General features: G+C 57.3%; 19 protein-coding genes and 1 pseudogene. 4 read left to right on the top strand and 16 right to left on the bottom strand.

Annotated features, from left to right (window positions below):
• Positions 1 to 3: 3 nt before the first annotated feature.
• Entirely contained in the window at positions 4 to 687 is a 684-nt protein-coding gene (locus tag MHJ63_RS02095) for a hypothetical protein (RefSeq protein ID WP_239446033.1), read from the top strand.
• Between the two features lie 80 nt (positions 688 to 767).
• On the opposite strand, the gene MHJ63_RS02090 is transcribed toward MHJ63_RS02095, so the two are convergent.
• The 4 genes and pseudogenes from MHJ63_RS02090 to MHJ63_RS02080 form a co-directional block, all read right to left on the bottom strand.
• Positions 768 to 3,194, bottom strand: a complete 2,427-nt coding sequence (locus MHJ63_RS02090; protein WP_239446032.1) for an ABC transporter permease — start codon at positions 3,192 to 3,194, stop codon at positions 768 to 770.
• 4 nt (positions 3,195 to 3,198) lie between these two features.
• Positions 3,199 to 3,876: an ABC transporter ATP-binding protein gene (locus MHJ63_RS02085; RefSeq protein WP_239446030.1), complete on the bottom strand. Its 678-nt coding sequence runs from the start codon at positions 3,874 to 3,876 to the stop codon at positions 3,199 to 3,201.
• 73 nt (positions 3,877 to 3,949) lie between these two features.
• Positions 3,950 to 4,303 carry a peptidase inhibitor family I36 protein gene (locus MHJ63_RS10095; RefSeq protein ID WP_420876128.1) on the bottom strand — a complete coding sequence of 118 codons (354 nt, stop codon included), beginning with the start codon at positions 4,301 to 4,303 and terminating at the stop codon, positions 3,950 to 3,952.
• 240 nt (positions 4,304 to 4,543) lie between these two features.
• Positions 4,544 to 5,693 (bottom strand): annotated as a pseudogene (locus MHJ63_RS02080) (IS3 family transposase).
• Between the two features lie 141 nt (positions 5,694 to 5,834).
• Between MHJ63_RS02080 and MHJ63_RS02075 the strand changes: the two are divergent.
• A complete protein-coding gene (locus MHJ63_RS02075) occupies positions 5,835 to 6,530 on the top strand; it encodes a hypothetical protein (protein ID WP_239446029.1) in 696 nt (231 codons plus the stop codon).
• Positions 6,531 to 6,610: 80 nt separating this feature from the next.
• Here the strand turns inward: MHJ63_RS02075 and MHJ63_RS02070 are convergent, their stop codons facing one another.
• The 8 genes from MHJ63_RS02070 to MHJ63_RS02035 form a co-directional block, all read right to left on the bottom strand.
• Complete coding sequence (locus tag MHJ63_RS02070; protein ID WP_239446028.1) at positions 6,611 to 9,082, bottom strand: hypothetical protein; 2,472 nt, start codon at positions 9,080 to 9,082, stop codon at positions 6,611 to 6,613.
• A complete protein-coding gene (locus tag MHJ63_RS02065) occupies positions 9,045 to 9,734 on the bottom strand; it encodes an ABC transporter ATP-binding protein (RefSeq protein WP_239446027.1) in 690 nt (229 codons plus the stop codon). The genes MHJ63_RS02070 and MHJ63_RS02065 overlap by 38 nt, the downstream gene beginning before the upstream one ends.
• Positions 9,735 to 9,959: 225 nt before the next feature.
• Positions 9,960 to 10,412: a DUF4298 domain-containing protein gene (locus tag MHJ63_RS02060; protein WP_239446026.1), complete on the bottom strand. Its 453-nt coding sequence runs from the start codon at positions 10,410 to 10,412 to the stop codon at positions 9,960 to 9,962.
• A 76-nt stretch (positions 10,413 to 10,488) separates the two neighbouring features.
• Positions 10,489 to 10,722, bottom strand: a complete 234-nt coding sequence (locus MHJ63_RS02055; protein WP_239446025.1) for a glutaredoxin family protein — start codon at positions 10,720 to 10,722, stop codon at positions 10,489 to 10,491.
• A 117-nt stretch (positions 10,723 to 10,839) separates the two neighbouring features.
• Positions 10,840 to 10,938 (bottom strand): 30S ribosomal protein bS22, encoded by a 99-nt coding sequence (locus MHJ63_RS02050; RefSeq protein ID WP_009882927.1) that lies wholly within the window; start codon positions 10,936 to 10,938, stop codon positions 10,840 to 10,842.
• 145 nt (positions 10,939 to 11,083) lie between these two features.
• Entirely contained in the window at positions 11,084 to 11,311 is a 228-nt protein-coding gene (locus tag MHJ63_RS02045) for a helix-turn-helix domain-containing protein (RefSeq protein ID WP_239446024.1), read from the bottom strand.
• A 217-nt stretch (positions 11,312 to 11,528) separates the two neighbouring features.
• Complete coding sequence (locus MHJ63_RS02040; RefSeq protein ID WP_275435757.1) at positions 11,529 to 12,074, bottom strand: ArsR/SmtB family transcription factor; 546 nt, start codon at positions 12,072 to 12,074, stop codon at positions 11,529 to 11,531.
• Positions 12,075 to 12,179: 105 nt separating this feature from the next.
• Complete coding sequence (locus MHJ63_RS02035) at positions 12,180 to 13,376, bottom strand: acetoin utilization protein AcuC (protein ID WP_420876124.1); 1,197 nt, start codon at positions 13,374 to 13,376, stop codon at positions 12,180 to 12,182.
• A 96-nt stretch (positions 13,377 to 13,472) separates the two neighbouring features.
• Between MHJ63_RS02035 and MHJ63_RS02030 the strand changes: the two genes are divergently transcribed.
• Together MHJ63_RS02030 and MHJ63_RS02025 are read left to right on the top strand one after the other, a co-directional pair.
• Positions 13,473 to 14,897: a TrkH family potassium uptake protein gene (locus MHJ63_RS02030; protein ID WP_239446020.1), complete on the top strand. Its 1,425-nt coding sequence runs from the start codon at positions 13,473 to 13,475 to the stop codon at positions 14,895 to 14,897.
• Entirely contained in the window at positions 14,890 to 15,561 is a 672-nt protein-coding gene (locus MHJ63_RS02025; RefSeq protein ID WP_035757842.1) for a potassium channel family protein, read from the top strand. Before MHJ63_RS02030 ends, MHJ63_RS02025 begins: the two co-directional genes overlap by 8 nt.
• A 13-nt stretch (positions 15,562 to 15,574) precedes the next feature.
• Here MHJ63_RS02025 and proC read toward each other — a convergent pair whose 3' ends face one another.
• The 4 genes from proC to topA are packed head-to-tail and all read right to left on the bottom strand — an operon-like array spanning position 15,575 to position 21,106.
• Complete coding sequence (proC, locus tag MHJ63_RS02020) at positions 15,575 to 16,399, bottom strand: pyrroline-5-carboxylate reductase (RefSeq protein ID WP_070492007.1); 825 nt, start codon at positions 16,397 to 16,399, stop codon at positions 15,575 to 15,577.
• A complete protein-coding gene (locus tag MHJ63_RS02015) occupies positions 16,396 to 17,235 on the bottom strand; it encodes a sugar phosphate isomerase/epimerase family protein (RefSeq protein WP_239446019.1) in 840 nt (279 codons plus the stop codon). The genes proC and MHJ63_RS02015 overlap by 4 nt, the downstream gene beginning before the upstream one ends.
• A gap of 8 nt (positions 17,236 to 17,243) precedes the next feature.
• A complete protein-coding gene (locus tag MHJ63_RS02010) occupies positions 17,244 to 18,260 on the bottom strand; it encodes a Ppx/GppA phosphatase family protein (RefSeq protein ID WP_239446018.1) in 1,017 nt (338 codons plus the stop codon).
• Between the two features lie 8 nt (positions 18,261 to 18,268).
• Positions 18,269 to 21,106 (bottom strand): type I DNA topoisomerase, encoded by a 2,838-nt coding sequence (topA, locus tag MHJ63_RS02005; protein ID WP_239446017.1) that lies wholly within the window; start codon positions 21,104 to 21,106, stop codon positions 18,269 to 18,271.
• Positions 21,107 to 21,131: the final 25 nt, after the last annotated feature.

The raw sequence follows: 21,131 nt of genomic DNA, 5'->3' as shown, positions 1-21,131 counted from the left end.
AACATGACGAACACACCTGACACTCCTAACTCCTCTGACCCGTACGGTGAACGCCAACCGCACATGCCGAATCAGGTGACGCCTGCTCAGCATGCCCAGTATGTTCCGCAGGATCCGCATATGTACCAGGCACCTCAGGGTGCGTATGCTCCGCAGGGGCCTGGCTGGGGGAATTATTCGAGTGACTCGATTCCGTCTAGCCCGCCTAAACGCCCTGCGAGTGTTGTGATCGCTTCGATCGCTGCGTGGATTTGGGGCACCTTCTATGTCGTGGGCAGCATTGCAATCTTCGTTTACGCGAGTTCCGCAAGCTACTCGGCTTTGGAACGCATAGCGAAGGATGAAAACATACTGGAAGCGGCGAGGCGGGGTATTTCTGCCGAGCAGTTCTTGGAGAGTATTAGGATCATGCTGTGGATCGCCTCCGCTTTTAGTATTGTCACCGCTTTGTTCGCGTTGATCACTGGCGTGCTGGCTTTCAAGGGCAGCAACGGTTGGCGAATTTTCGGCATTGTCGCCACCTCACTCATGTTGGTTCCGTTCATTGCTGCCACGATTCGGGATCCACACATAGTCTGGTTGCTATTTGGAATCCTGCCGCTTACTTCTCTTATCTGTTGGTCGGTTTCCGGTTCTTGGTATCGGGCGGTCAAGGACTATAAACGGTTGAGCCTCTACCGTCACTGAGAGCGTTGAGAAGGTTAATCGATGGGTGGCGTTCCCCCGAACTAGAGGGGGCACGCCACCCATCGTTTTTGGGTCAACCTTCAGGAGTGAGCGTTGTTCTTCCGACTTGATAGCCCCACAATAAGTAGGCCCACAATCGACCCTAGAACCAGTGCTGCCGCAGCATACAGGATAGTCATCCAGTCAATGGTGAAAGGCAACACATCACCCATGAGTTGTGAGATCAGAGCTGCGGTTCCAAGGCCCGTAATCAGCCCCAGCACGAACGCCTTGACCGCAATACTGCCGATGCTCCATCTGAGCACCCAGCGTTGCCACGAGGCCGGCAGGCCCAGCGTCCAGAACGTTGAATTCAATGCTTCCAAGCTCTTCGCATTAGTGCGGCTCACCATGATCACGATCACACAGGAGCCGATCAACGCGGACGCCAAGCTGAAATACACGTTGCTTGGCGTGCTCGCTTCTTGCTTGAGAGGAACCTGCAAGAGATCGCGGGAAATCCGGCTCTCTAACGCCTCTGCCAGCAGTTCTTTCTGCTGCGATTCAGACAGATCAGTGAAGACCCACCTCAATCCTTCAAGCGATAGCCGATGCTTTTTAGCTGTCTTAGTAAGCATGAATGCAGCTGCGTTTGCTTCCCAGTGCTCGCCGAAATCTGCCTGAGCTGCGGGGAGTAGCTCACCATCTGGAATGCTCTCAGAAAAAACACGAGCTTGAGATCCGTCTAGAAACGCCGAATCACGTACAAGCAGACCCCCCTTATCCAAGGTGGCGGCTTCCTCGCTGCTTAGCGCGCGACCAAGAATCCTCCCAAGATCGTCCGCATCATCAACAGCGCTGATACCGTACGACCCATCGACGCCCTCTATGATGTCGAACTGGCCTCCTGTGTTTGTCACTGCCACCGGCTCCTTGAGCCCGAGCTTATGCGCGAGGTCGTTGACTGTCTTCTCGCTAGCTTTAAGCCCGTTCGGGTGCTCCTGTTCTACACCGAATTGATCCTCAGGCAAGAGTGAGATCAATGACTTGTTATGGGCGGCCGTGATGCTTTGAGCAAAAGTCGAGCTGAACATGAGATTACCGATAGCGACACTGAGCAGAGCGATAGCAAAAACTGTCAAGGCTCGGTGGTACGTAGCTAGTCGCTGCGCGAGCGGCCGTGGTTTGATAGGGAATTTTCGGCTCACATAACCAGTAATTACCAACGACAAGAACAAAGACCACACAGCTACCGGCAGCGGCGCCCACGTTTCGAGGACATCAATTCCTAGTTGCACCGATGCGACACCCACGCCTACCAGCGTGAGAACTGCTGCAACACCCGTTCCCCATAGCAATTTCTTGGAAGAAAATACCCGTTGGGCTCTGTCCGCGGAAGCGCCCACGGCAACGGAGCGGCTTACTCGCGGACGCGTGATAATGCCACCCGCTACGAAACTGACGATCACCCCAACTGCGATGACGGCCAACCACTTGGTTGGGATCTGCGGCCCTGGGCCTTGAATACCTACGAGATCAGCCAGCGCCGGAGCTACCAACCAAGCAACACCAACCCCCAACGCCATACCCAGGACAGATGCAAGGGCGACAGCAAGCCCGATCTTTCTGAATGCGGTTTTCCACAAAGGCGCTGGATTCACACCCAGCGTATACAACTGGTTATTCACCGGTGCTAGAAGTTTCTTAGACCAGGCCCATAAGAAAGCGACAAGGGACATCGGCAAAAGGAGTGCGAATACACCAAATACAAAAGAGTATTGATCGGCTATCCCAAGGTGGGGGCGGTCCTCAACAAAAGAACGAGGTAAGAACCCGGCCCCCAACGTGACACCGTCAAGTGACTCGAGTTGCGCCGCCGTCTTCTCATCGAGATGTGTATAAACATACTCCTCCAGTGCCTCACGGTTAGTCATAGCGCTGGAATACAACGTTGTCGATATGGCCGCAGCACTGATCTCCGATGCCGCGGGGTCGATCGTGTTCCACGTGCCAGGGAACGCCAGAAGCCTTTCTACTCCGGGCAGGAATCTATTTTTGGCTTTACCAACAACCGTCAGGTTTACATTTCCTCCTAACCCGGTTACCGTTTCACCCTCCGAAAGATCGGATTCTCCGGCAACTACGACCTCGCCAGGCTTATCAGCCCACCGCCCAGAAGTGAGGCTATACCCAAACTCCTGACCAATGTGTGGCCAATCCCCCTCGCTCATGGCCCTACGACGCTCTCGATCAGTATCCAAATACAGGTCAGCAGAGGTGGCTATTGCAATCAGGCCGTCCCCTGGCCGGTTCAACGCCGACCGCACAGATTCCTTCTCTCCGGCATTTGAAAAAAGAGGTATCTCTAGTCGTGCTGTTCTGTCTCCAAACTGCATCTGGGCGTCATCGGCAGGTTTCATTGACATTTGTCTGTCAGCTGTGGCCACCCAGCTCAGCATGCCTACCACAACGGCTAGCACCACAAGCACAAAGCGATATCGGCCCTTTTTACCGAGGATCTTCTCCACATACCTACCCACCACGAACCTCACCTGCCTCTATACGCCCGTCAACCAGGGCATAGCCGGTATGGCAGTACTCATTCATGATCGGGTCATGGCTCGTAGCGATCACCGTGCTACCAGCTTCCGCTAGGTCACGGAACAGTCCGAACATTGCATGAGAGTTCTCAGTGTCCAACGCAGCTGAAGGCTCATCAGCAAGCAGAACGCGCCGCTCGCCGCTCAGCGCGCGCGCGATACCGACGCGCTGGCATTGGCCGCGGGAAAGCTCAGCTGGGTAACGGTCAAGTAACTCTCCCAAGCCCACGCGAGTCAACGATTCCCTAGCCATAGCTTCAGCATCGCGCTGCGAAACACCCGCTGCAGACAACACGAGCATCACGTTCTCAGCAGCCGTCAGTTCCTGGATCAACAGGTCGTCCTGGTGCACGAAACCGACCACGTTACGCCGCAGGTCCAGAACCTGCGCCTCACTGGCCTGACCTACATCGACACCAAGAACATCAATTCGGCCCTTATCCAGAGGAATCAAGCCAGCAATGGCACGTAAAAGGGTCGTTTTACCTGAACCGCTCTTACCTGCTAATCCAACAAACTCTCCGGCCGAAGCCTGAAGATCAATACCTCGCAAAACGTGTGTGCGCTGAGCGCCTACACCCAAATACTTGTGGACGTTTTCCACAGTCACAGCAGTCATCATGCCTCTTTAAAAAGACCGGGGTGCAGCTTGCTAACTGCACCCCGGAAACCAGTAAAAACAGTTAGCAGCCGCGATCCGTCCGCCAGGACGTAGCGGTATCATTAGCGAACCATCCGATAGAGTTTTGGATCGAATTTTGCCGCATGGTGTAACACTTACCTTTGCCATCCGCGTGCTCATACCAAGCAGCGTTCCGGCTAGTGCGGTTCATCCACGAGCTCATCTTGTCATTCGCTCCGCTTGAGAGGTTCATCACCTTTAACCCCGCTCGGCGAGATCCTAGAAGTCCTCCGAAGTCCCTATGTTCGAACAAGCAAGCTAGATTGGTGCCGCAGTCTTTAGCTGCGGCTTGCGCGGGTTGAGCGAAACCGATTCCGGCTGCAACCACGGCTAGAGCGGCACAAAGCTTTTTCATCTCCATGTCGTCATCCTTTTGAGCATGGCCTCACGAGGAGGCAGTGTCTTAAAAACACCTATGTGGTGTTGAGAAGATATTCCTATGTGACCTATATCACTGTCAATAGGGAAACACAGAATTTTTTTATGCAGGACCCAGGCTCGACATCTTGCCCGTTTTAACCGCTAAATCCCGGCCTCAAACGCTACGCTTGCGCTTATGAGACCGGGACGAACCAGACCTTCTGGGCCGCCCCCTTCATTCGGTCCGGACGTTTTGTGAGTCGTCGGTTTCGATTTGATGGGTGCATTGCCGAGCGTACTCGACTGGGGTAGGTAGCCGAGCGAGGAGTGTCGGCGGTGATGGTTGTACTCGTTTTTCCAGTCGCCGATCACGACTTGCGCGTGCAGCAGCGAGTAGTAGCTGTTGATGTTGAGGCACTCGTCGCGGAGCCGGCTGTTGAACGACTCGACGTACCCGTTCCGCCACGGCGATCCCGGTGGGATGTAGGACAGGCCGGTGCGGGTGCCTGCCCAGTCGGCCATCGCTTCGCTGATGAACTCCGGCCCGTTGTCCGACCTGAGCACAGCTGGAGCGCCGCGGACGGCGACGAGATCCTCGAGATGCGCGGTGAGCCGGTCGGCGGTGATCGACCGCTCGACCAGCCCGCCGATGCATTCCCGGGTGTGCTCATCGACGATCGAGCAGATCTTGATCGGCCGGCCCTGCTCGTCGGCGTCGAACTGGAAGTCCACCGCCCACACCACGTTCGGTGCGTCCGCTGTCGCCGGGCCGACGGTCGAGGACCCGACGCGTTTGCGACGCCGCCGCTGCAGGACGCGGAGGCCCTCGTCACGCCAGAGGCGTTGGATCTTCTTGTGGTTCACGACCCAGCCCTCGGCGCGGGCATCGTGATAGGCGCGCCGGTACCCGTAGCGGGGGTGCTTCTTCGCCCAGGCTCGCAGCCAGTCCCGCAACGCTTGGTCCGGGTCTGCGGTCGTGTCGCCCTTGAGCGGCCGCCGGTACGCGGAGCGGGACAGCCCGGCCAGACGGCACGCCATCCGTTCACTCACCTGCAGTGTCCTGATCAAGTGAGCGACGGCGGCGCGGCGCCTGCCCGGGCCTAGAAGTTTCCCTCAGCCAACTCCTTGAGCGCGGCCTTCTCCAACTCCGCCTCGGCGATCAGCCGCTTGAGCGTCGCGTTCTGCTTCTCGAGCTCCTTCAGGCGTTTCGCGTCATCGGCCTTCAACCCGCCGTACTGGTTACGCCACCGGTAATACGTCTGCTCGGACACCCCGAGTTCCCGGCACACCGCCGCGACATCCGCGCCGTCGGCGAGCATCCTGTCGGCCTGCCCGAGCTTGCGGACGACCTGTTCCGGGGTGTGACGCTTTCTGCTGTTCGACATGATCTGACCATTCTCCCTGCCCGAACCCTCGGGCGACAGGACGACTCTCAGAACCACCGGACCTACGAAACGGGGTCAGCCCACCCTGACCCGTACGGTGAACGGCAAGCGGATGTGCCGCATTCGTCTGCGCATGAGCCGGTGCCTACGCAGCCTTCGGGGCAGGGCCAGCAGAGCTTCGGATGGGATGGAGCACCGCAGCAACAACCGCACATGCCGAATCAGGTGCCGCCTGCTCAGCATGCCCAGTATGTTCCGCAGGATCCGCATATGTACCAGGCACCTCAGGGTGCGTATGCTCCGCAGGGGCCTGGCTGGGGGAATTATTCGAGTGACTCGATTCCGTCTAGCCCGCCTAAACGCCCTGCGAGTGTTGTGATCGCTTCGATCGCTGCGTGGATTTGGGGCACCTTCTATGTCGTGGCCAGCATTGCAATCTTCGTTTACGCGAGTTCCGCAAGCTACTCGGCTTTGGAGCACCTAACGAAGGATGAAAACATACTGGAAGCGGCGAGGCGGGGTATTTCTGCCGAGCAGTTCTTGGAGAGTATTAGGATCATGCTGTGGATCGCCTCCGCTTTTAGTATTGTCACCGCTTTGTTCGCGTTGATCACTGGCGTGCTGGCTTTCAAGGGCAGCAACGGTTGGCGAATTTTCGGCATTGTCGCCACCTCACTCATGTTGCTTCCGTTCATTGCTACCACGATTCGGGATCCACACATAGTCTGGTTGCTATTTGGAATCCTGCCGCTTACTTCTCTTATCTGTTGGTCGGTTTCCGGTTCGTGGTATCGGGCGGTCAAGGACTATAAACGGTTGAGCCTCTACCGTCACTGAGAGCGTTGAGAAGGTTAATCGATGGGTGGCGTTCCCCCGAACTAGAGGGGGCACGCCACCCATCGTTTTTGGATCGGCCTTTAGGAGTGAGCGCTGCCTCGATTTCGTGATAGACCGACAATCAAGAGCCCTGCCACGGTGCCGATGATGAGCGCCGCGGCAGCGAACACAATAGTCAGCCAATCGATGGTGAATATGAGAGCACTACTCTGAGTGGCGGCAATCAACGCTGCAGGACCAAGCCCCGCGATGAGTCCAAGCACGAACGCTCTCACTACAATGATGCTCACGCTCCACCGCAGAACCCAACGATGCCACGAGTCAGGCAAACCTAAGGTCCAGAATGTTGAGCGGATTGCCTCTAGACTCTTTGCGTTAGCGCGGCTCACCATAACCACAATCAAACATGAACCGATCAGCGCAGTGGCCAAACTGTAGTAGACAATCTCTGGCATCTCTTGCTCCTGCATGCGTGGAATGAGGAGTAACTCACGCGGAACACGTTGCTCGACCGCCTTTTCGATGAGCGCCTTCTTCTGAGGTTCTGACAGTTCAGTAAAAACCCACCTAGTCGCACCCAAGGGGCTTTTGTATTTTTCGAGAGTCTCAGTCAGAAGAATGGCGCCTGCTTCTAGCTCCAAGATTTCACCGAAATCAGATACTGTAGCCGGCAACGTATGTCCGTCAGGGAACACTTCCGTTATAAGTAGTGCTTGAGAACCTTGCAAGAAGCCCGGGTGACGCACGAGCATGCCCCCACTCTGCAAGACTGCTCTCTCCTTGGCATCCAAGGTTCTACCTATTAGACGCTCAAGTTCTTCAGCTCCGTCAACGGCAGAGACACCGAAGGCGCCTTCCATCCCCTCGACCCAGTCGAGCGAACCGCTGCCCGTAAGCAGGCGAACCGGTTCAGCAATACCTAGATCATGCGCAAGTTCAATAACTTTCTTCTGGGTAGTCTTCTGCCCGAGATCATTCGATTGTTCAACACCCACTTGGTCGCTACGAATCACATCCAGCACATCTTTATTCGCGGCAGTGTTGAAGCTCTTCGAGAATGTTCCACTGAAAATCAACATCCCTGACGAAGCCGTCAGAAGAAAAATGGCTATGGCGGTTGTTACGCGGTGACGGGCCGCTAGCCGTCGAGCGAAAACCCGAGGTTTAAGAGGGACTTTCGCCGAGATGGTGCGCACCACGAGCAAGGCTAGAAACAGAGAGAACGCGATGACTGGAATGGGGGCCCACACGTCGAAGACGTCTGGCCCAGTTCTTAGACCAACCAGCACAGTGCCACCGATGACTATTACGGAAGCTAGCCCCGTCATCCAAAGGGCGATTCCAGAACCGATGAAGGAACTACCCCGTTGCATCCGTGCCCCTTCCACCGCTGCCCTGTTCTTAGGATACGGATAGGTCCACAGCGCTCCGGCAATGTAACAGACTGCTATACCCGTGAAAATAAGGCCGAGCCATTTCCACGCCACTTGAGGTCCAGGGCCTTGAATACCAGCAAGGTCCGCAAGGAAAGGGGCCATCAGCCAAGCAACGCCGACCCCGAGCATGCTCGCGACACCAGCACTCAGAATGACACCGATGAAGCTCTTCCTAACTGTTGCTTTCCATAAAGGGGTCGAGTTTACACCCAACGTATATAACTGGCTTTTGACCGGTGCTAGCGCTTTTCGCGACCATGTCCAGAGGAACAGCACTACCGCACTAGGCATCAGAAGCGCGAAAACACCTAAGATGAAGGAGAAGTTCTCAGCGAAACCTTGGTGTGGCCGATCCTCAACAGCAGAACGAGCCAAGTAGCTCTCACCTAAAGTGACGCCTTCAAGGGAGTCCAGCTGCTCTTTCGTTTTCTTATCAACATGCCTAAGAACATACTCTTCAAGGGCATCCTTACCTGTGATGCCGGTTGAGAACAGCGTGGTGTTTATCATGGCACTATGGGTCTGTGCCGCTGCGGGATCAATCGTGTTCCAGGTACCTGGGAATGCCAATAGCGTGTTTGCTTTTGGACTGAACCTCTCGCCAGCCAGGCCAACCACCCTCAGCTTGATGTTGTGGTCCATTGCGGTCACTGATTCACCAATCGTCAGACCGGAATCTCCAGAAGCAACAATCTCGCCGGGTTTGGAAGGCCAGCGCCCAGTGGTGAGGTTATAGCCAAACTGCTCACCAATCTGAGGCCAGTCCCCTTCCAACATAGTCCGGTAGCGTTCTTTACTAGCATCTAGGTAGATATCAGCCGTAGTTGATATAGCCCTAACTCCTTCATCGGGACGGTCAAGAGCAGAGCGAATCGTGTCTTTCTTCCCCACACCTGTGTGCAGAGGTACCTGAAGTAGAGCCTGCGCGTCGCCGAAGAGATGTTGCGCTTTATCGGCGGGTTTCATTACCAGTTGGCGGTCAGCTGTTGCGACCCAAGACAGCAGACCCACCACAACCGCCAGGACAACAAGAATGAACCGATACCGGCCCTTCTTACCCAGAATTTTCTCTACATACTTACCCACCACGAATATCACCAGCTTCAATACGCCCATCAACCAAGGCATAGCCGGTATGGCAGTACTCGTTCATGATCGGATCATGACTCGTGGCAATCACTGTGCTACCAGCGTCAGCAAGATCCCGGAACAATCCAAACATTGAATGTGAATTCTCCGTATCCAGCGCAGCCGAAGGTTCGTCTGCCAGAAGAACTCGCCGCTCCCCACTCAAGGCACGAGCAATTCCCACACGCTGACACTGTCCGCGTGACAACTCAGACGGATACCGGTCTACCAGCTCATCTAATCCGACGCGTGCTAAAGAATCAGATGCCAACCGCTCGGCCTCACGTTCGCCAACCCCGGCTGCAGCCAACACCAGCATCACATTCTCAACAGCGGTCAGTTCCTGGATCAACAAGTCATCCTGGTGCACAAAACCAACTATGTTGCGACGCAAACTAAGAATCTGCGCCTCACTGGCCTGACCTACATCTACACCAAGAACATCAATCCGGCCTCTATCTACAGGAATCAAACCAGCAATAGCACGCAAAAGCGTCGTCTTACCCGAACCGCTTTTACCCGACAACCCAACAAATTCTCCAGCCGAAGCCTGAAGATCAATACCCCTCAAAACGTGAGTCCGCTGAGCCCCAACACCCAAATACTTGTGGACATTCGCCACAGACACAACAGTCATCATGCCTCTTCAAAAAGACCGCGGCGCAGTAATTTATGAACCACGCCTTCCTAGTGTTGAGAAGATATTCCTATGTGGTGTAAGTCACTGTCAATAGGGAAACACAGAAATTTTTTATGCAGGACTCAGGCTCGACATCTTGCCCGTTTTAACCGCTAAATCCCGGCCTCAAGCGCTGATTCGCGCATATGAGACCGGGATGAGCCGGGCCTTCTTACATCAGACTAGCTAGCTTTCTTGGTCGGGCACGCGGACGAAGAAGTTCGAAGAGATCGCTAGCAGTTCACGCATGAGTTCATATTGGCTGCCGTGCATGTTCCAAATCTCGTCTTCGCCGGCCGCCTCGGGCCTCTGATAGATCGACTCAGTGGCGTTAACGTCAGCTAGCCAGCCGTTATCGTAATAGTCCATGAGCGGCTCCATAGCCGCACTGAAAGCCTCAATTGCTTGCAGCCCTTCTGCAGCTTTCACATAAGCAGCTCGCGCTTTCACAAGATTCTCTTGTGCAACGCTCAAACGCTCGAGGCTCGCTCGCTGTTCCGGCGTCGGTTGCGACGAGCCAGCCCCAGTAGCTCCAGCATCGCCAGGCACGCTATCAAAGGCTGCAGCACCAGACGGCGCAGCAGAGGGGCCAGCAGCAGAGGGCTCATCGGCCAAGGGCGCAGTGTTGTTCTCGCTCATAGATTCAGTCTCGCACAAGTCGCTTGGCCACTGGCTGACCCGGCCACACCAAATGAGGCGGTTGCCGATGGCGCTACTATTCGCTGAGGATTCTTCGCAGCCGCTCCGGATCAATATGCCAGAAATCGCGCTGCACGCCATCCACCATGAGCACTGGTATCTCTTCCGCGAAACGGTCCATGAGTTCCGCATCAGCAGAAATATCGACGTCCGTCCACGCCACCCCACGTTCAGCGCAGACCTCCTCCACCGTGGCCCGCGCAGCCTCGCACAAATGACACCCCGGCTTGGTGTACAACTCAACCTTCATACTGATTCCCCTTCCGCATCCACGCCCGCGTCACTACTGGCCATTAAACATCCCGACCGTTAAACACAACGTGGGCCACACCCACAGGGTGGACCCACGTAGAAAGCTCAAAGCTACTTACTTCTTATTGCGACGCTGGTGGCGAGTCTTACGCAACTGCTTACGGTGCTTCTTCTTCGACATACGCTTACGGCGCTTCTTAATGACGGAACCCATCGATGCTCCTTTCCGTCCCACATCGGCCTGACAAGAATCGTGGCACCGCGCGGGCACCATTCACCCTAGTTTACAGGAAGTTCATCGCGGTGCGACTCGACGCCTCAACGCTACCCCTGCGCACGAATCAGCCCCTGCGCACGAATCAGGCAGTACCCGTCTGGCGGTTCCCCTGAACGTTCTGCGTCATGGCCTGGCCAAGATAGTGCTGCACAGCAGACTCCGGAACGCGGTAAGAGCGACCAAACTGAACCGCAGGCAACTCGCCAGAATGAACCAGACGATACACAGTCATCTTGGATACACGCATTACGTCCGCGACCTCTGCAACGGTCATGAAACGAGCATCAGAGAAGTTGCTGGGTTCAGTCATGAAGTGGACCTCTGCTTCCTAGTGAAGTGACAAAGCCGCGCCGCTGACCAAAAGAAACGAAAACGAAGCGTTCCACCAACATCAGGGCGACTCTACACAACAGTTTACGTTGCAGAAGTGCCAAGTGTGAATTCAGTTATCTGGTGTGTCGGATGAGAAAACCCTTAGAAAGCCTTCCACCCTGCACCTGAACCCCGCGTAAACATGCGGGAAACCGCTACTTACGGCGCCCGAAGCGCTGGAAAAACGTCTGTGCCTTCTCCGTCACAGACTCGATCTGACGGCCCACATTCTGCACAATCCGGTGAGCCGCATCATCAGCAACGCTCTCGGCCTCGCCCGCGGCCCCACTCTCAGCATCGGCAACCTCAAGCTCAGCGCTCTCAGCGACCCCCGAGCGCTCGATACTCTCGGCCGACTCATCTGCCCCTTCCGCCTCGCCGGATTCGATGGCATCCGAGCCTGTCCCCGCCGCCGCATCATGAACGCTCGTCAGCCACTTCAGCGCACCCGCCAACGAATCCGGCACCAGAGAGTACAAACGCCGCTGCCCATCAGCCCGCGTCTGGACCACGCCCGCATCACGCAGCACCTTCAAATGCTTCGACACCGTCGGCTGGCTCGCCTCAACCGAAGCCACCAAATCAGACACACTCAACTCATCCACTTCAGACAACAACTCCACAAGCTGCCGTCTAGTCGGATCACTCACAACATGAAAAATATCCTGCACCACACACCCAGCATATTCCTGGGTAGGCATGGAAAAGGGAGGGCGACACGCGTGCCACCCTCCCAAAATTCAAATCCCTGGGGTTATTCTCCCATCAAGTTACCCAAAAACACTGGGTTAATCGAAAACACTGGGTTAATCGAACCACGGATCCAACCCCAGACCAGGGAACGCTTCCTTCCTGGTAGCCATGATCGCCCGATCAACCGGGTCAGCCGGGTCATATCCCATCTCCCAGCCACGCCACCACAACTCGGCCTCATCCCCCATCTTTTCCGGAGCATCAACCCCATACCGCTCCGAAATATAGTCACGGAACTTCTGCGGCACCGGCGTCTGAACATCCAACGGCTTACCCGCCGCCACCGCAACCAAATGCGTCCACGCCCTCGGCACCGTCCGCGCAATGTCATAACCGCCACCACCCGTGGCCAGCCAACGGTTCTCCGTGAGCTCCTGCGCAAGGTAAGCAATCTCAACCGCAGTCTGCCGCTGGCCATCAATACTCAAACGCAGATTAGTCAACGGATCCAACTCATGCCCGTCACAACCATGCTGAGAAACAATCACCTCAGGCTCAAAAGCACGCGCAACAGCAGGAACAATCGCAGTAAACGCACGCAACCAGCCGTTATCGCGAATACCAGCCGGCAACGCGACATTCACCGCCGAATTCGGTGCATTCGGCCCACCCGTCTCATTCGGGAACCCCGTCCCCGGAAACAGCGAACGCCCCGACTCATGCAAAGACACCGTCATCACACGCGGATCATCATAGAAAATACCCTGCACACCATCACCATGGTGAGCATCCACATCGATATACATCACCTTCTTCAAACCCGAAGAAAGCAAACGCAAAATAGCGGCAGCCGCATCGTTATAGATACAGAAACCACTCGCACTGCCCGAATGCGCGTGATGCATACCTCCACCAAAATTCACCACCGGCACACCCGAATCACCCAAAACCAGGGCAGCCCCCATCAACGAAGCCCCATACAACCTCGCCGCCGCATCATGAATATCCGGGAAAATCGGGTTATCTTCCGTACCCAAACCAAAAGCCTCATCCGCGTGCCCCTCACCCGCACGCTTCACCGCCTCAACATACTCAGGCGTATGAATCTGAAAAAGCTCATCATCAGAAGCCGAATACGAAGACGAAAACCGGCCACCCACCTGCTCCATCACATCCAACTGCTCCAACAAATCAGCAGTCATCCGCATCCGTTCAGGGTTCATAGGGTGATTGTCAGAAAACCGGTACGCACTCATATGCCGGTCATAAACAACAGTCACCGAAGGGTTCGCTGAAGACATCACACTCATCACCTTAATTGTCATGGCCCAAGGTGGTTCAATGGAACCGGTAAGCACGCCTATTATGACGCGCGCGAGCGTACCGCACCCCCGCAGAAGGCCTCCATGACACCACGCTACATCCGCACCCCCCAAGACAGGCAACACAATGTCCTGTTACGCGGTATGCAACAAGCGCGGAACCACACCAACCGGCTCATCGCCAGCTCCCCCGCCCGGCTCACCATCCTCGTCTTCGCCGTCGGCATCGCCTTCTTCACGACCCTGCTATCGCTACCCATCGCATCCCGCACCGGCGAACCAACCCCACTCGCTGACGCGATGTTCACCGCCGTATCCGCGTTCTGCGTCACCGGCCTCACCACCGTCTCAACCGCCGGGCACTGGACCTTCTTCGGGCAGCTCATCATGATCATCGCCGTATTCGTAGGCGGCCTCGGCATCATGACACTCGCCTCAATGCTCTCGATGGCGGTATCCCGCAAACTCGGCGTCCGAGGCAAACTCATGGCGCAAACCGCGATGTCCCAAACCGCATCCTCAAAACTCGGCGAAGTCGGCTCCCTACTCCGCGTCGTCATCACAACAGCAGTCAGCATCCAGTTCATGATCGCGCTCTGCCTCACCATCCGGTTCTGGGCCCGCGGCGAAAGCCTCACCCACGGGCTCTGGCACGGCATCTTCTACGCCGTATCCGCATTCAACAACGCCGGATTCACCGCCCACCTCGACGACCTCAACAGCTTCAGCCACGACCTGTGGATCCTCTTCCCCCTCATGATCGCCGTGTTCACCGGCGCACTCGGCTTCCCCGTCATGCTCGTGCTCGTGCGCCACCACTTCCACGCGCACAAATGGAACCTCCACACCAAACTCACCATCACCACCGCACTCATCCTCGTCGTAGCCGGCTGGATCGTGTGGGGCGGCATCGAATGGAACAACAAAGCCACCATCGGCGACCTACCGGTAGGCGAGAAAATAGTCCACGCCCTCTTCGCTTCCATCATGACCCGCTCAGGCGGCATGGCGTTGGTCAACCAAACCGACCTCCACCCCGCAACCATGGTCGTCACCGACGCCCTCATGTTCATCGGCGGCGGCTCCGCATCCACCGCAGGCGGCATCAAACTCACCACATTCGCGATCCTCTTCCTAGCGATCCTCGCCGAAGCCCGCGGTACGCAACACGTCCACGTCTACGGGCGCCGCCTCCCCGAAGCCGCCCTGCGCATCGCGATCGCCGTGACCGCACTCGCAGCAAGCATCATCACGCTCGGGATCACCCTCATCCTCTTCGCGAAACCCGACGCACCCCTGGAACACGTACTCCTCGAATCGATCTCCGCATTCGCTACCGTAGGACTATCAACCAACCTCTCCGCAGAACTCCCCGACTTCGGCAAATACGTCCTCTGCGGACTCATGTTCACCGGACGCCTCGGGACCGTAACCTTCGCAACCGCGCTCACCCTGCGGCAAAGCCGCCAGCTCTACCAGCTGCCAGAAGAAAGGCCAATCATTGGCTGACCAACAAACACCCAAGCACTCCCCCGTACTCGTGATCGGGCTCGGCAGGTTCGGCGTCGCCGTAGCCGAACAACTCGTGAGCATGGGCCGCGAAGTCCTCGCAGTAGAACGCAGCCCTGAACTCGTCCAAAACTTCGCCGACCGCGTGACCCACGCCGTCGCAGCTGATGCCACCAACATCGAAGCCCTCCGCCAACTCGGCGCCAGCGACTTCAGCTCCGCTGTAGTCGGCGTCGGAACCTCCATCGAATCGTCCGTACTCACCACCGTGAACCTCGTAGACCTCGGCGTGGAACACATCTGGGCCAAAGCCATCACCCCAGCCCACGGGAAAATCCTCTCCCGCATCGGCGCAACCAACGTCATCTACCCAGAAGCCGACGCCGGGGTACGCACCGCCCACCTCGTAGGCGGCCGCATGATCGACTTCATCGAATTCGAAGACGACTTCGCAATCGTGAAAATGCAGCCACCCAAAGAAACCCAAGGATTCACGCTCGCCCAATCACGCGTACGTGAAAAATACGGCGTCACCGTACTCGGGGTGAAATCCCCCGGCGAAGAATTCGCCTACGCCGCGCCCGACACCCTCATCACGCCCCGAGACATGCTCATCGTCTCCGGACACGTAGACCTCATCGAACGCTTCGCCGGGCGCCCCTAGCCAGCGCGCAGCTTCAGCCGGCCATGTCAGCGGCGCGGTCAGCGCACGCCTTCTGCCCTGCCACGACAGCCTCGCTGAAACCCTCGCGCCCCATCGTATTAATCGCGGCCTCCGTGGTGCCGCCTGGAGAAGTCACCGCCTGCCGCAACTGCGCGGGCTCACGCTCATCTTGGGCCAGCATCGCACCAGCACCAGCAACCGTAGCGGCAGCAAGCTCACGGGCAAACTCAGGATCCAGGCCCAGTTCCACCCCGCCCTGAGCCATAGCCTCAGCCAAGAAAAACGCGTACGCCGGGCCCGAACCCGAAACCGCCGTCAACGCATCAATGTGCGATTCCGGGATCTCAAACACCTGGCCCGCACCCTCGAAAATGCTAGAGACCAAACGTACGTGCTCATCCGTGGCGTTGGTTCCGCGCACCAAACCCACCACACCAGAACCATACTGAAGCGGCGTATTCGGCATAGTACGGATCACAGGCTGTCCCTTAGCCACGGCCGCCTCAAGCTGTTCCACACTCACCGCGGCAGCAATCGAAACCACCACTGCATCCGGCTTGAGCTGCGGGGCAAGCTCCCCCAAAACATCAACCATCATGTGCGGCTTGACACCCATCAACACGACATCCGCGTCAGAAACCGCCTGCAGGTTAGCCCGCTCATCTTCGCGCTGGGACAACGCCTCAATGCCCTGATTCTTCCTCCACGCTTCAGCGCTCTCAACGCTGCGTGTGGTCACCACCACCGAATCCTTCGAAACACCAGCCTTCAGCGCGCCCTCAAGGATCGCGCCATTCATGTTCCCAGTTCCGATAAAAGCAATCCGCGTATCAGTCATGGGCCCAGTATGTCATTCGAGGCAGGGCGTTGCAGGTGGGTTCGCGTGAAGTCCAGACATTGGGCCAGGACCTGCTCAACACCATCGGGCTCTTTGCGCCAACGCCGCGTAGTGACCTCAACCGTGGCGGAGCCGCGCCAACCTGTTTCCCCCAGGTATTGCAGGGTCTCAGCGACCGGTTGGGTGCCCATCCCCGGCGGAAGGTGCTCATCCTTACCGTTGTCGGTGCCATCGCACACGTGCAGGTGGGTCAACCGGGAACCTAACGCCTGGACTGCGGCCAGAGAATCCGCACCGGCAATCGCGGCGTGCGAGAAATCCCAGGTCACAAAGTCATAGTCCAACGGGACCGGATCATAATGCGGACGATACATTTTGCTGTTCTGCTGCCCCGCGGCACGCCACGGGTACATGTTCTCCACCGCAATCACTACGCCGTATTCCTCGTTGGAGCGGCGCACACCTTCGGCGAAACCCGTCGCATACTTACCCTGCCAACGGAACGGCGGATGCACCACAATTGTGCGGACCCCCAGCTCATGCGCCAACAGAACAGAGCGCTGAATCTTCTTCCACGCACCACCCCACACTTGTTGCGTGAACAGCAGCGTCGGCGCGTGAATCGCAGCGACCGGCACCTGATACCGCTGCATCAAGGCATACAGCTCATCCCCGGTGCGGGTCGTCGAATTGCCGGTCACCAGAACCTCGATGCCGTCATAGCCAAGATCCCGCGCCAACTGGAACGCCCGCTCAGGCCCCTTCGGGAACGCGCACGTAGTGGAAAGATAAACCGGAACTCGTTCGGATGCAGATGACGATGGGTCAACAGACAACGTAACTCCTAGCGTGCCGGCGGGACCAGGTGAAGGTTCTCCTTGAGGGCATCAACATCACCCACACCAGCGTACTCGTCATCGATCACATCGTGATCCCGCAACAGGCGATCAAAGCGGTGCATCAAAAGGCCTTCGCGCAACGCCCACGGGCAAATCCGGACCTGCTTGACCTCCAGCTTCTCCATCACCATCTCAGCGGCGACAGCACCTGCCAACAGCTGCGGGGCGCGAATCGGAGACACACCATCCAGGTGTGCCCGCTCATCGAAGGACAACGAGACCAGCTTCTCAGCCCACTTGCGAACGTCCTTCAACGTCAAGGTGCGCACCAAGAACGGCCCGTCCGCCTCCGATGCCGCGCCACTCATGCGCGCCAACGTACGGAACGTCTTCGATGTTGCGACCACCAAATCAGGCTCGACCTGATCCGCGAACTGACGCAACGGCTCCTCGATGACCCCGGCGATGTATTCGCGCAAACGCCCCACGAGCGCTTCTTTGGGTGGGTCGCCCGGCAGAAAGTCCTTAGTCAACCGAGCCGCACCCAACGGCATCGAAACCGCCAAATCAGGGAACTCGTTACGGCCGATCGCAACCTCAAACGAGCCGCCACCGATATCCAAAACCATCAGATCCCGCACACCCCAGCCGAACCAACGGCGGGCAGCGAAGAACGTCATCGCCGATTCTTCCTCCCCCGTCAGCTCCTGAAGCTTAACCCCAGACAACTGCTCAACCTGGCGAATAATGTCCGGGCCGTTCAACGCCTCACGCAGCGCGGAAGTACAAAACGCCAAAAGGTCTTCGGCCCTGTGGCGGCGGGCGAAATCCACGGCCTCATCCACGAAAGACAACAACGCCTGCCGGCCCTCATCCGTCACCGCGCCGCGCGGATCAAGATAGCGCACCAACGAAAGCTGCTGCTTATAGGAAGCGAACGCCGTGGGGCGGGCACCCGGGAACGCATCCACGAGCAACAAGTGGACCGTGTTGGAGCCAATATCCAAAACACCTAAACGCACGGCGCAGCCTACTCGCTCTTCTTCTTAGCAGTCGAGGTTCGCTTGGTCGCGGTTGCCTTCGTTGCCGTGGTTTTCTTTGCAGCCGTGCTCTTGCGTGCGGCCGGTTTCTTCGCCGCAGCGCCCTTCTTCGCCGCCGTCTTCTTCGTGGCAGTGCCGCCCTTCGCGGCGACCTTGGCGCGCTTCTCCATGAGCAAGTCAACCGCTTGCTCCTTGGTCAACTGCTCAACAGTGGTGCTACGAGGGATCGTCACGTTCGTCTTACCGTCCGTGATGTAGTCACCGAAACGGCCCGACTTCACAACGATCTTCCCGCCCGAATTCGGGTCCTCACCGAATTCAGCCAACGGCGGCTTAGCGGCCCCACGGCCACGCTGCTTAGGCTGAGCATAAATCTCACGGGCTTTCTCCTCAGTGACCGTGAAAATCTCTTCCTCGCTCTGCAGTGACCGGTAATCCGTGCCCTTCTTCAAGTACGGACCAAAGCGACCATTCGCTGCCACAATCTCCGCACCATCGGAATCCGTGCCCACATGCCGCGGAAGCGACATCAACTTCACGGCCTCCTCGAACGTGACCGTGGCAGGGCTCATGCCCTTAAACAAGCTCGCCGTCTTAGGTTTCTTCTTAGCCGGCTTCTTCTTAGGTTTCGGGTTCCCGTTCTTGTAATACTCGGTCGGGATCGAATCGTAATAAGCCTGAAGTTCTTCCTCCGTCATCTCCGGAATAACCTCAGTCACATACGGTCCATAACGGCCGTCCTTAGCCACAATCATGTGTCCAGTCTCCGGGTGGCGGCCCAGCTCGCGGTCCCCCTCAACCGCGGCATCCATGAGTTCCTGGGCCTTCTGCGGCGTCAATTCATCCGGAGCCAAATCCTCCGGAACGTTCGCACGCAACGGCTCCTTGCCCGGCTCAGCATCATCAGGCAGAGACTTCTCAAGATACGGACCGAACTTACCCACACGCAACGTGATGTCATCGGTGATCTTGATCGAGTTGATCGCCCGTGCATCAATCTCGCCCAGGTGATCCACCACGCTCTTCAAGCCGGCATCTGCGGTGTCACCGAAGTAGAACGAAGACAACCAGTCCTCATTCTTCAACTGACCGGCGGCGATCCTATCCAGATCGTCCTCAAGACGAGCCGTGAAATCGTAATCCACGTACTGGCCGAAATGCTCCTCCAGCAAACGGATCACCGAAAACGCGGTCCACGAAGGAACCAAAGCCCCGCCACGTTTAGTGACGTAACCGCGATCCATGATCGTGGAAATCGTTGGCGCATACGTCGACGGACGGCCAATCTCACGTTTCTCAAGCTCAGCCACAATCGAGGCTTCCGTGTACCGGGCCGGAGGCGTGGTCTTATGCCCCGCCGCCTCGACGTCCTGGCTCGTCAACGAATCCCCTTCAGCCAGCTTCGGCAACCGGACCTGCTGACCCTTCTCCTTCGCCTCCTCGCTCTTACCTTCCTCATAAGCAGCAAGGAAACCCTGGAACGTAATCACCGTGCCCGATGCCGAAAACTCAGCAACCCGGCCATCCGCGGCCTTACCTTGAACCTTGACCGTGGCCGTCGAACCCTTCGCATCAGCCATCTGAGAGGCAACCGTGCGCTTCCAGATCAGCTCATACAAACGGAACTCATCCGGGCTCAAAACACCCTTGACCTGAGCCGGGGTACGGAACGAATCACCTGCCGGACGGATCGCCTCGTGAGCCTCCTGCGCCGCCGCATTCTTCGACGAATACACGCGCGGCTTCGGCGCAACATGATCCGCACCATACAGCTCCGTGATCTGCCGGCGAGCAGCGCTAACCGCCTCAGACGAAAGGCTCACCGAATCCGTACGCATATACGTGATGAAACCGTTCTCATACAGACGCTGAGCAACCTGCATCGTCACCCTGGACGAGAAACGCAACCTACGCGAAGCATCCTGCTGCAGAGTCGAGGTCGTAAACGGCGCAAAAGGACGACGCGTGTACGGCTTCTCCTCAACCGAGACCACCGAACACGTCGCCCCAGCCAACCCCTCAGCCAAAGACGACGCATCGGCTTCCTTCAAAACCAGCACATCGGCCTTCGCCGCCGCCGGACGCAACTGGCCCTCATCGTTGAAGTCACGGCCCGAAGCCACGCGGCGGCCATCAACCTGCGTCAAGCGTGCACGGAACGCCTCACCCGTACCAGCAACGAACTCACCGGAAACATCCCAATACTCGGCCGGAACGAACGCCATCCGTTCACGCTCACGCTCAACCACCAAACGCGTAGCAACAGACTGCACACGGCCCGCCGAAAGCCCCGGCCCCACCTTGCGCCACAGAACCGGCGAAATCTCATAACCGTAGAGACGGTCCAAAATACGGCGGGTCTCTTGCGCATCCACCAGATCCATATCCAGATCCCGCAGATTCTCAAGAGCACGCTGAACCGACTCTTTAGTGATCTCTGTGAACGTCATCCGGTACACCGGCACCTTAGGCTTCAAAACCTCCAAAAGGTGCCAAGAAATCGCTTCACCCTCACGGTCAGCATCCGTCGCCAGATACAAAGCATCAGCATCTTTCAGCTCACGCTTCAGATCCGTGACCCGCTTCTTCTTATCCGGGTACACCACGTAATACGGCTCAAAACCATGATCAACGTCCACCGCGAACTTACCCACGGAGGTCTTCTTCAACTCCGCAGGCAACTCTTTAGGTTGCGGCAAATCACGAATATGCCCCACAGACGCATCCACAACGAAACCATCGCCCAGATACTTAGCGATGGACTTACTCTTCGCCGGGGACTCAACGATCACGAGTTTTTTACCGGTTTTATTCTTAGTGGCGGGCACTGCTCTCCTTGAAACCCGACATGTT

Origin of the sequence: Pseudoglutamicibacter albus, from assembly GCF_022346425.1 — a bacterium.
Classification (GTDB): Bacteria; Actinomycetota; Actinomycetes; order Actinomycetales; family Micrococcaceae; genus Pseudoglutamicibacter; species Pseudoglutamicibacter albus.
Note: the sequence above shows the minus strand (reverse complement) of the source record. Positions and strands in the feature narration are given on the sequence as shown.